Below are 11,187 nucleotides of genomic sequence, written 5' to 3' on the forward strand. Positions count from 1 at the left end.
GATGTTGTGCTTCTTATTGTTCGGTTCGCGTTTGCGAGATTGAATTCACTATATGACAGGAAATTTATTGCGGAAATTGATATATTCACAACGTCACATTGCAATTTTTGCAACGTCAACATTGAGGGCTGCGCCATTGGATTTACGCGATCTGAAAACCTTCCTGCATCTGGCGGAAAGCCGCCATTTTGGCCGTAGCGCGCGGGCAATGCACGTTAGCCCGTCTACGCTTTCGCGACAAATACAGCGCCTGGAAGAAGATCTCGGTCAGCCGCTGTTTGTGCGCGATAACCGCACGGTAACGCTGACGGAAGCGGGCGAAGAACTGCGCGTTTTCGCCCAGCAAACGCTGTTGCAATATCAGCAATTGCGCCACACCATCGACCAGCAAGGACCGTCGCTCTCTGGCGAATTACATATCTTCTGCTCGGTGACCGCTGCCTACAGCCATCTGCCGCCGATTCTGGATCGCTTCCGCGCGGAACACCCGTCGGTGGAGATTAAACTCACTACTGGTGATGCGGCAGATGCAATGGAAAAAGTGGTCACTGGCGAAGCGGACCTGGCGATTGCCGGGAAGCCGGAGACGCTACCCGGCGCAGTGGCGTTTTCGATGCTGGAGAATCTGGCAGTGGTGCTGATTGCCCCCGCGCTGCCCTGCCCGGTGCGTAATCAGGTGTCGGTAGAGAAGCCGGACTGGTCAACGGTGCCGTTTATCATGGCCGATCAGGGGCCGGTACGCCGCCGCATTGAACTGTGGTTTCGACGCAATAAAATCAGCAACCCGATGATTTACGCCACGGTTGGCGGACATGAAGCAATGGTATCGATGGTGGCGCTCGGCTGTGGCGTGGCGCTGTTGCCGGAAGTGGTGCTGGAAAACAGCCCCGAACCGGTGCGGAACCGCGTGATGATTTTAGAGCGCAGCGATGAGAAAACGCCGTTTGAGCTGGGCGTGTGTGCGCAAAAAAAGCGGCTGCATGAGCCGCTGATTGAGGCATTCTGGAAGATTTTGCCGAACCACTAACCCGCCAAAAAGAACCTGAACGCCGGGTTATTGGTTTCGTCGTGGCAATCGTAGCCCAGCTCATTCAGCCGGGTTTCGAAATCCGGTTCATGGTCGCCAAGTTCGAACGCCGCCAGTACGCGCCCGTAGTCGGTACCGTGGCTGCGATAATGGAACAAAGAAATGTTCCAGTGCGTACCCAGCGTGTTGAGGAAGCGCAACAGCGCCCCCGGTGACTCCGGGAATTCGAAGCTGTAGAGGCGTTCCTGCAACGGATGCGATGGGCGCCCGCCAACCATATAACGCACATGCAGCTTCGCCATTTCGTCGTCGGAGAGATCAACCACGCTGTAGCCGCCGTCGTTGAGCATCTGCAAAATTTCTTTGCGCTCTTCGAGACCGCGGCTCAGGCGCACGCCGACAAAAATGCAGGCGTTTTTGGCATCAGCAAAGCGGTAGTTGAACTCGGTGACCGAGCGCCCACCAAGTAACTGGCAGAATTTGAGGAAGCTGCCCTTTTCTTCCGGAATGGTCACCGCCAGTAACGCTTCACGCTGTTCGCCCAGTTCGCAGCGTTCCGAGACGTAGCGCAGACCGTGAAAGTTCACGTTGGCACCGGAAAGAATATGCGCCAGCCGTTCACCGCGAATGTTGTGCTGGGCGATGTATTTTTTCATCCCTGCCAGCGCCAGCGCGCCAGAGGGTTCAGCCACCGCGCGTACATCTTCGAACAGGTCTTTCATCGCCGCACAGATGGCATCGCTATCGACGGTGATGATGTCGTCAAGATACTCCTGGCACAAACGGAAGGTTTCATCGCCGATACGTTTTACCGCGACGCCTTCAGCAAACAGCCCCACGCGGGGCAGATCAACGGGATGACCCGCATCCAGCGCCGCTTTCAGGCAGGCGGAATCTTCCGCTTCCACGGCGATCACTTTGATTTGCGGCATCAGTTGTTTGATCAGTACCGCGACGCCCGCCGCCAGACCGCCGCCGCCGACCGGTACAAATACGCGGTCGAGATGGGCGTCCTGCTGGAGCAGTTCCAGCGCCAGCGTGCCTTGCCCGGCGATCACCATCGGATGGTCGAACGGCGGCACCCAGGTGAAGCCCTGCTGCTGTGACAGTTCGATTGCTTTCGCTTTCGCTTCGTCAAAGTTCGCGCCATGAAGCAGCACTTCGCCGCCAAAGCTGCGCACCGCATCAACTTTTATATCGGCGGTGGCGGTTGGCATGACGATCAGCGCCTTCACGCCTAACCGTGCGGAAGAAAACGCGACGCCCTGCGCGTGGTTACCCGCAGAAGCGGTGATCACGCCGTGCGCTTTCTGTTCTTCCGTCAGGCCCGCCATCATGGCGTATGCACCGCGCAACTTAAAGCTATGAACTGGCTGGCGATCTTCGCGCTTCACCAGAATCACGTTATCAAGACGAGACGAGAGCTTTTCCATTTTTTGTAGCGGCGTGACCTGCGCCGCTTCGTAGACCGGCGCGCGCAGCACCGCTCTTAAATATTCGGCACCTTCCGGGGTACCGGACAGGGGTTGCGAGTCAGCCATTATTAACCCCCCAGTTTCGATTTATCGCGCACCGCACCTTTGTCGGCGCTGGTTGCCAGGCTGGCGTAGGCGCGCAATGCAAAGGAGACCTGACGTTCGCGATTTTTCGGCGTCCAGGCTTTGTCGCCACGAGCTTCCTGCGCTTCACGACGTGCCGCCAGTTCGGCATCGCTTACCTGTAACTGAATGCCACGGTTGGGAATGTCGATAGCGATAAGATCGCCGTCTTCAATCAGACCAATGCTGCCGCCGCTTGCCGCTTCCGGCGAGACGTGGCCGATGGAAAGACCAGAGGTGCCGCCGGAGAAGCGTCCGTCGGTGATCAGCGCGCAGGCTTTACCGAGACCCATTGATTTCAGGAAGCTGGTTGGGTAGAGCATTTCCTGCATCCCCGGACCGCCTTTCGGGCCTTCGTACCGGATCACCACCACATCGCCAGCGATAACTTTGCCGCCGAGAATCGCTTCTACCGCGTCATCCTGGCTTTCGTACACTTTCGCCGGGCCGGTGAATTTGAGGATGCTGTCATCGACGCCCGCGGTTTTAACAATGCAGCCGTTTTCTGCGAAATTACCGTAGAGCACCGCCAAGCCGCCGTCTTTGCTGTAGGCGTGTTCCAGCGAGCGGATACAGCCGTTTGCGCGATCGTCATCGAGAGAATCCCAACGGCAATCCTGCGAGAATGCCTGTGTGGTACGAATGCCCGCCGGGCCAGCGCGGAACATATTTTTTACCGCGTCATCCTGGGTCAGCATAACGTCGTATTGTTCCAGCGTTTGCGGCAACGTCAGGCCAAGTACGTTTTTCACATCACGGTTCAGTAATCCCGCACGATCCAGCTCGCCGAGAATACCGATAACACCACCAGCACGATGAACATCTTCCATATGGTATTTCTGGGTGCTCGGCGCAACTTTACACAGCTGTGGAACCTTGCGGGAGAGCTTATCAATATCACTCATGGTGAAGTCGATTTCCGCTTCCTGCGCCGCCGCCAGCAGGTGAAGTACCGTGTTGGTAGAGCCGCCCATCGCGATATCCAGCGTCATGGCGTTTTCAAACGCCGCTTTGCTAGCAATATTGCGCGGCAGTGCACTTTCGTCGTTTTGCTCGTAGTAACGTTTGGTCAATTCAACAATGCGTTTACCAGCATTGAGGAACAGCTGCTTACGGTCCGCGTGGGTTGCCAGCAACGAGCCGTTGCCCGGCTGCGACAGGCCCAGTGCTTCGGTCAGGCAGTTCATTGAGTTAGCAGTAAACATCCCGGAGCAGGAACCGCAGGTTGGGCAGGCGGATCGTTCAACCTGATCGCTCTGGGAGTCAGAAACTTTCGGGTCTGCGCCCTGGATCATCGCATCAACCAGATCGAGCTTAATGATCTGATCGGACAGTTTGGTTTTCCCGGCCTCCATCGGACCGCCGGAAACAAAGATCACAGGAATATTCAGGCGCAGGGAAGCCATCAGCATCCCCGGGGTGATTTTGTCGCAGTTAGAGATGCAGACCATGGCGTCGGCGCAGTGAGCGTTGACCATATACTCAACGGAATCAGCGATCAGTTCGCGAGATGGCAGTGAATAAAGCATCCCCCCGTGGCCCATGGCAATCCCATCATCCACCGCAATGGTGTTGAACTCTTTGGCAACGCCGCCAGCCGCTTCAATTTGTTCGGCGACCAGTTTACCGAGATCGCGCAGATGGACGTGACCCGGTACAAATTGGGTGAACGAGTTCACAACCGCGATAATCGGCTTACCGAAATCGGCGTCGGTCATTCCGGTGGCGCGCCACAGCGCACGAGCACCCGCCATATTACGACCATGGGTGGTGGTGGCGGAACGGTACTTAGGCATACTTTATTTACTCCCAGTGTCTGTCTCGTAAATGGGACGGTGCGTGCCGTCCCATTTTTTGTATTTATTGATTAACTTGATCTAACCAGCCCCATTTATCTTCGGTTTCGCCAGTGAAGAGGCCGAAGAAGGCTTGCTGAATGCGTTTGGTAACCGGGCCGCAACGGCCTTCACCAACCTGAATACCGTCTACACTGCGCACTGGCGTGATTTCTGCCGCCGTACCGGACATAAACACTTCATCCGCCAGGTACAGTGATTCGCGCGACAGCACCTGCTCACGCACTTCAATTCCCAGCTCTTTCGCCAGTTTGATGATGGCGTCACGGGTAATACCCGGCAGCGCGGAGGAGGTGAACGGTGGGGTGAACAGCACACCGTCTTTCACTTCAAACAGGTTTTCGCCTGCGCCTTCAGAGATATAACCGTTCACATCCAGCGCGATACCTTCCTGATAACCGTGGCGGCGCGCTTCGCTACCCACCAGCAGGGAAGAGAGGTAGTTACCACCGGCTTTTGCCGCCGTCGGGATAGTGTTTGGTGCTGCGCGGTTCCAGGAGGAAACCATCGCATCGATCCCCTGCTCCAGCGCTTCTGCGCCCAGATACGCTCCCCACGGGAAAGCGGCGATAATTACATCGGTTGAGTATCCCGCTGGCGGGTTAACGCCCATACCAACATCACCGACGAAGATCAGCGGACGGATATAGGCGCTGGTGAGATTGTTTTTGCGGATCACGTCACGACAAGCTTCCATCAGCTCATCAATGCTCTGCGAAACCGGGAAGCGATAGATTTTGGCGGAGTCATGCAGACGCTGCATATGCTCACGATGGCGGAATACAACCGGTCCTTTGTGCGAGTCGTAGCAACGGATGCCTTCAAAAACCGAGGTGCCATAGTGCAGCGCGTGCGACATCACATGCACCTTCGCGTCTTCCCAGCGAACCATCTCCCCATTGAACCAAATGTAATCAGCTTTCTTCGTGGTCATTTTTATATTCCTTTTGCGCTCAGGCGCGGATTTGTTGTGATGTGGTTGTGCTCTGGCAGATGGCAACGTGTGCGACGTCCACCAGTTTATTTAACTGACTAAACAGTAAGTCGACCGACCGTGGGCTGGCAACGGTCAATTCGATATTTATATTTTGTGCATCGCTGGCGGCAGCCATATTCATTGAGCAGACGTGGAAACCACGATGACGCACCACGCGTAAAACACGTTCTAAGGTTTCTGGATTGAAGCGAGCCGATACATTGACCTGATGTTGCATCATGATAATTTCTCCAACATTTCTGAATTACTGGCACCAGGCGGCACCAGCGGCCAGACATTCTCAAGTTCGTCGATTGAGACATGAAGCAGGTATGGCCCATCACTGTTCAGCATGGTGTCGAGTGCCGCTTCAACCTGGTCTTTACGGGTGATGTGTTGGCCAGGGATGCCGAAGGCGCTGGCTAACATGAGGAAATCGGGGTTATCAGTAAGGGTGGTTTCGCTGTATCGTTCCTGAAAAAACAGTTGCTGCCATTGTCGAACCATCCCTAACCGTTGGTTATCGAGTAAGACGATTTTCAACGGTAACTGCTTGCGTTTTACGGTGCCCAGCTCTTGCACATTCATCATGAAAGAGCCGTCACCGGAGATACAGACGACGGTATCGTTCGGTCGCGCGACTTGTGCGCCAACCGCCGCTGGTAAACCAAAACCCATGGTGCCTAAGCCGCTGGAGGTGATGAAATTTTCCGGGCGAGTGTGGGCGATGTGCTGCGCAGCCCACATCTGGTGCTGCCCCACATCTGTGGTCACGACGCAATCCGCAGGTTTACGATCCGACAGTTGTTTTAACAACAACGGCGCGTAGATAGCGTCACCGGGATGGTCGTAGCGCCAGGCATGTTCATCACGCAGCTGCGCGCAGTATTGCTGCCAGTCATTGATATTTAACGGCTGCTGTAATGCTGGTAAAAGAGCATTTAAATCACCCTGTAAAGCCACATGTACCTGACGCAGCTTGTTCATTTCTGCCGGATCGATATCCATATGAATAACGCTGGCGTGTGGTGCGAAGGTGTTCAGTTTGCCAGTCACCCGGTCATCAAAACGTGCACCCACGGCGATCAGCAAGTCGCACTCCTGCACTGCGAAGTTCGCCGCTTTGGTGCCGTGCATTCCCAGCATGCCCAGATAGTACGGATAATCCGCTTCAACTGCGCCCAGCCCTTTCAGCGTGCAGGTGACAGGCATTTTTGTGGTAGCGAGAAATTCACGCAGAGCGGGAACTGCCTGCGCCATGCCCACGCCACCGCCAACGTACAGCATCGGTTTTTGCGCTTTTAACAGCATCTGGCGCGCTTGCTCGACTTCGGCATGTGGGAAAGTCACTTCGTTTTCAACGGTGGTGAACCATGGTTCCAGATCGCCGCTGGCTAACTGGATATCTTTTGGGATATCGACCAGAACCGGACCTGGACGACCTGAACTGGCAACGTCGAATGCTTCAGCCATGATGCGCGGCAACTCTTCCAGTGATTGCACCAGGAAACTGTGCTTGGTGCAGGCTAACGACAACCCCAGAATATCCACTTCCTGAAATGCGTCAGTGCCGATAAACGGTGCGGATACCTGACCGGTGATGGCAACAACAGGGATGGAATCTAACAGTGCGTCCGCAAGCCCGGTTATCAGGTTGGTTGCGCCCGGACCAGACGTGGCGATACATACGCCAGTTTTGCCGGTAGCACGGGCATAACCGATAGCCGCCATTGCCGCACCCTGCTCATGTCGGCACAGCAAGTGCTCCACGCCGCCGTCATACAATGCATCGTAAACCGGCATAATTGCGCCACCCGGATAACCGAAAACGGTATTCACACCCTGTGCCCGCAACGCATGTACCACCCACTGTGCGCCATTCATAGTTAGTTCCCCGTCCTGAATCTTGAGAAACAGAATTTTGTGCTGTTATTCATTGTCTGCTCCTCGGTTATGTTTTTAAGGTCAAAAAAAACCCCCGGACCTTTCGGTGCGGGGGTCTTAGTTCGTTAAGGCTTGATCTCTAAGCCTTTCCTCGTCCAAGTGCAGCCCCGCACGGTGGGATAATAATCACCACCACGCTAATCACGACCAGGCTAATCACTCGTAGAAGGGCTGTCATTTTGTCTTTTCTTGCATCTTGTTCGAAGGAATGCCTAAAGAGTTACCATAGATTTTGCGAATAGCACAAGATATTTTTTGGCCGATTTTTATGATGACTTTAATAATTTCAATAGAAATTGTTGTTTTTTAAAAAGAAAATAGTGAGTGAAAAAAATTCAATTTCAGTATAAATGTTGTTCCCTTCCTCGTAGTTCATCCTTTGTCCGCTGCATTTTTGCGAGCATCATTCCACCGCCAGAACAACTCAACTTCACTTGCACAAATAAACAGGAATCAGCCACTAAAATTCACGAATTAGCGGGCTACAGCAGCGATATCTTATGCACATAATGGTGACTCAAGGAGGGCTTATGTCACTGTCAATTGTTCATACCCGCGCAGCCCTGGGAGTAAATGCGCCCCCGATCACTGTTGAGGTACATATCAGTAAAGGTCTACCCGGCTTAACGATGGTGGGCTTACCAGAAACAACGGTAAAAGAAGCTCGCGATCGCGTGCGCAGCGCCATTATCAATAGCGGATATGAATATCCGGCGAAAAAAATCACCATCAACCTTGCTCCAGCCGATCTGCCAAAAGAAGGGGGACGATATGATTTACCTATCGCCATTGCGTTGCTGGCGGCCTCAGAACAGCTTGCAGCCAATAAGTTAGATGAATATGAATTAGTCGGAGAACTGGCGCTTACAGGCGCTCTGCGTGGCGTTCCCGGCGCAATCTCCAGTGCAACTGAAGCTATTAAGTCGGGCAGAAAAATTATCGTCGCGAAAGATAACGAAGATGAAGTGGGGCTAATTAACGGTGAAGGATGCCTGATAGCCGATCATCTGCAGGCTGTCTGCGCGTTTCTGGAAGGTAAGCACGCTCTCGAACACCCGAAACCAACTAATGCTGTATCCCGGGCGCTACAACATGATCTCAGTGATGTTGTCGGTCAGGAGCAAGGAAAGCGAGGACTGGAAATTACCGCCGCTGGCGGGCACAACCTTTTACTGATTGGACCGCCGGGAACAGGTAAAACAATGCTCGCCAGCCGTATTAATGGCCTTTTGCCAGATTTAAGCAATGAAGAGGCACTGGAGAGCGCTGCGATATTAAGTCTGGTAAATGCTGAATCAGTACAAAAACAATGGCGGCAGCGCCCGTTCCGCTCACCTCATCACAGTGCGTCGTTAACTGCGATGGTGGGCGGTGGTGCAATTCCAGGGCCAGGTGAAATTTCGCTGGCGCATAACGGCGTGCTTTTTCTTGATGAGCTACCTGAATTTGAACGGCGTACACTGGATGCCTTGCGAGAGCCGATTGAATCCGGGCAGATCCATCTTTCACGCACACGAGCAAAAATAACCTATCCAGCCCGTTTCCAGCTTGTCGCGGCAATGAATCCCAGCCCTACCGGACATTATCAGGGAAACCATAACCGCTGCACACCAGAGCAAACGCTGCGTTATCTCAACCGACTCTCTGGTCCCTTTCTCGACCGCTTCGATCTCTCACTGGAGATCCCATTACCGCCACCCGGCATTTTGAGTAAAACGGTAGTGCCGGGAGAAAGCAGCGCCACCGTTAAACAACGCGTAATGGCCGCCAGAAAGCGCCAATTTAAGCGGCAGAATAAACTGAACGCCTGGCTGGATAATCCGGAAATACGCCAATTCTGCAAGCTTGAGAGCGAAGATGCGCAGTGGTTGGAAGAAACGCTGATCCATCTGGGGTTATCGATTCGTGCCTGGCAGCGGTTATTGAAAGTTGCACGAACCATTGCTGATATTGATCAGTCCGACATTATCACACGTCAGCATTTGCAGGAGGCAGTTAGCTATCGTGCCATTGACCGTTTGCTCATCCATCTGCAAAAACTACTGACATAAAAAAAAGGGCATTTCGCCCTTTTTATTAATCGTCAGAATCGGTGTAGTCTTCAGCACCTTCAACCTGCGGTTTACCGCCGGAAAGGGTGTGAAAACGTTTTGGACGCTTGATACGCGTCATATACTTGGACCACACGCGTTCTGCTTCTGTCACTGGCTCACGTTCGCCACGGCATACTGCTACGAAGAGTTTCTCTTCCTCGGTAACCGGCTCGCGTTTGCCAAGATCCAACTCATTGAAGGCATAACCATGACGCTCAAGCAGTTGTGCCTCTTTGATGGTGAAGTCACCATGACGAGAGAATCCACGTGGATAATGTTTATTGTCGAAATATCGATTAGTCGTCGTAAAGCTTTCCGCCATCCTGCACGCTCCTAATTCTTTGACCGAGCTAGTTATGGCGCGGAGTATTAGTTACGCTTGACAGAGTGTAAAACAAAACATTTAAATCATAACGACAAATAATTTTGCGGAGAGCACTGTGGATACGGAATTGTTAAAAACTTTCCTGGAAGTTAGCCGAACACGTCACTTTGGTCGAGCAGCTGAATCGCTCTATCTGACCCAGTCAGCAGTGAGCTTTCGAATCAGACAACTGGAAAATCAACTGGGTGTGAACCTTTTCACCCGCCACAGAAACAATATCCGTTTAACCGCTGCCGGTGAAAAACTACTGCCTTACGCAGAAACGCTCATGAGCACCTGGCAGGCCGCCCGTAAGGAGGTGGCGCATACCTCACGACATAACGAGTTTTCTATCGGTGCCAGCGCCTCGTTGTGGGAATGTATGCTTAATCAGTGGCTGGGACGTTTGTATCAAAATCAGGATGCCCATACAGGCTTACAGTTCGAAGCGCGAATTGCCCAACGGCAGTCTCTGGTAAAACAGCTGCATGAACGCCAGCTTGATCTTCTTATTACAACTGAAGCGCCCAAAATGGACGAATTTAGCAGTCAGTTGCTGGGGTATTTCACTTTAGCGCTTTATACCAGTGCCCCTTCCAAACTTAAGGGAGATCTTAACTATCTGCGACTGGAATGGGGGCCAGATTTTCAACAGCATGAGGCAGGTTTGATCGGTGCTGACGAAGTTCCCATTCTGACAACCAGTTCTGCTGAACTGGCACAGCAACAGATTGCGACGCTTAATGGTTGCACCTGGCTACCCGTCAGTTGGGCGCGTAAAAAGGGCGGCCTGCATACCGTTGTCGATAGCACAACACTTTCACGGCCGCTTTATGCCATATGGCTGCAAAATAGCGATAAAAATGCGTTGATTCGCGATCTATTGAAAATTAACGTGCTGGATGAAGTGTATTAATCTGAATGGCTGGCAAGGATGCCGGTAGAAGGATTTACTTCGGCGAGGTTATTTCAGATAAAAAAAAATCCTTAGCTTTCGCTAAGGATGATTTCTGGCAGGGGCGGAGAGACTCGAACTCCCAACACCCGGTTTTGGAGACCGGTGCTCTACCAATTGAACTACGCCCCTAATTAGGGTGGCGGAACGGACGGGACTCGAACCCGCGACCCCCTGCGTGACAGGCAGGTATTCTAACCGACTGAACTACCGCTCCACCGAATTCTTTTACAACCACCGGTTTTATGACCGGCTTACTGCTTAATTTGATGCCTGGCAGTTCCCTACTCTCGCATGGGGAGACCCCACACTACCATCGGCGCTACGGCGTTTCACTTCTGAGTTCGGCATGGGGTCAGGTGGGACCACCGCGC

At 53.2% G+C, this 11,187-nt stretch carries 11 protein-coding genes, 2 tRNA genes and 1 rRNA gene; 3 read left to right on the forward strand and 11 right to left on the reverse strand.

Going from position 1 to position 11,187, the window contains the following annotated elements; translation table 11 throughout:
* Window positions 1-136: 136 nt before the first annotated feature.
* On the forward strand, window positions 137-1,027 hold the full coding sequence (ilvY, locus tag ACJHXB_RS20905) for an HTH-type transcriptional activator IlvY (RefSeq protein WP_000365790.1): 891 nt from the start codon (window positions 137-139) through the stop codon (window positions 1,025-1,027).
* Here ilvY and ilvA read toward each other — a convergent pair.
* From ilvA to ilvL, 7 genes are all read right to left on the reverse strand, one after another.
* The gene (ilvA, locus tag ACJHXB_RS20910; protein ID WP_000785616.1) at window positions 1,024-2,568 is read right to left on the reverse strand and encodes a threonine ammonia-lyase, biosynthetic; all 1,545 of its coding nucleotides are present in this window, start codon (window positions 2,566-2,568) and stop codon (window positions 1,024-1,026) included. The two genes, ilvY and ilvA, sit on opposite strands and share 4 nt — an antisense overlap.
* 2 nt (window positions 2,569-2,570) lie before the next feature.
* A complete protein-coding gene (gene ilvD / locus ACJHXB_RS20915; protein WP_001127388.1) occupies window positions 2,571-4,421 on the reverse strand; it encodes a dihydroxy-acid dehydratase in 1,851 nt (616 codons plus the stop codon).
* Window positions 4,422-4,485: 64 nt separating this feature from the next.
* Window positions 4,486-5,415, reverse strand: coding sequence for a branched-chain-amino-acid transaminase (gene ilvE / locus ACJHXB_RS20920; RefSeq protein ID WP_000208520.1), 930 nt, complete (start codon window positions 5,413-5,415; stop codon window positions 4,486-4,488).
* Window positions 5,416-5,434: 19 nt separating this feature from the next.
* Entirely contained in the window at window positions 5,435-5,698 is a 264-nt protein-coding gene (gene ilvM, locus ACJHXB_RS20925; RefSeq protein WP_000983255.1) for an acetolactate synthase 2 small subunit, read from the reverse strand.
* A complete protein-coding gene (ilvG, locus tag ACJHXB_RS20930; protein ID WP_001012592.1) occupies window positions 5,695-7,341 on the reverse strand; it encodes an acetolactate synthase 2 catalytic subunit in 1,647 nt (548 codons plus the stop codon). The genes ilvM and ilvG overlap by 4 nt, the downstream gene beginning before the upstream one ends.
* Before the next feature lie 2 nt (window positions 7,342-7,343).
* Window positions 7,344-7,394 carry a peptide IlvX gene (gene ilvX, locus ACJHXB_RS20935; RefSeq protein ID WP_001387183.1) on the reverse strand — a complete coding sequence of 17 codons (51 nt, stop codon included), beginning with the start codon at window positions 7,392-7,394 and terminating at the stop codon, window positions 7,344-7,346.
* Window positions 7,395-7,480: 86 nt separating this feature from the next.
* Window positions 7,481-7,579 (reverse strand): ilv operon leader peptide, encoded by a 99-nt coding sequence (ilvL, locus tag ACJHXB_RS20940; RefSeq protein WP_001311244.1) that lies wholly within the window; start codon window positions 7,577-7,579, stop codon window positions 7,481-7,483.
* Between the two features lie 352 nt (window positions 7,580-7,931).
* Here ilvL and ACJHXB_RS20945 point away from each other — a divergent pair, with 352 nt between their 5' ends.
* A complete protein-coding gene (locus ACJHXB_RS20945) occupies window positions 7,932-9,452 on the forward strand; it encodes a YifB family Mg chelatase-like AAA ATPase (RefSeq protein ID WP_000058950.1) in 1,521 nt (506 codons plus the stop codon).
* Between the two features lie 25 nt (window positions 9,453-9,477).
* On the opposite strand, the gene maoP is transcribed toward ACJHXB_RS20945, so the two are convergent.
* Window positions 9,478-9,816, reverse strand: a complete 339-nt coding sequence (gene maoP / locus ACJHXB_RS20950) for a macrodomain Ori organization protein MaoP (RefSeq protein ID WP_000841001.1) — start codon at window positions 9,814-9,816, stop codon at window positions 9,478-9,480.
* Between the two features lie 118 nt (window positions 9,817-9,934).
* Between maoP and hdfR the strand changes: the two genes are divergently transcribed.
* Window positions 9,935-10,774, forward strand: a complete 840-nt coding sequence (hdfR, locus tag ACJHXB_RS20955; RefSeq protein WP_000379247.1) for an HTH-type transcriptional regulator HdfR — start codon at window positions 9,935-9,937, stop codon at window positions 10,772-10,774.
* A 95-nt stretch (window positions 10,775-10,869) separates the two neighbouring features.
* Here the strand turns inward: hdfR and ACJHXB_RS20960 are convergent.
* From ACJHXB_RS20960 to rrf, 3 genes are all read right to left on the reverse strand, one after another.
* Window positions 10,870-10,945 (reverse strand) — tRNA-Trp (locus ACJHXB_RS20960).
* Between the two features lie 8 nt (window positions 10,946-10,953).
* Window positions 10,954-11,030 (reverse strand) — tRNA-Asp (locus ACJHXB_RS20965).
* A gap of 54 nt (window positions 11,031-11,084) precedes the next feature.
* A 5S ribosomal RNA gene (gene rrf, locus ACJHXB_RS20970) occupies window positions 11,085-11,187 on the reverse strand; the annotation flags it as partial.

Source organism: Escherichia sp. WS3227_2, assembly GCF_046486495.1.
Taxonomy (GTDB): Bacteria; Pseudomonadota; Gammaproteobacteria; order Enterobacterales; family Enterobacteriaceae; genus Escherichia; species Escherichia coli.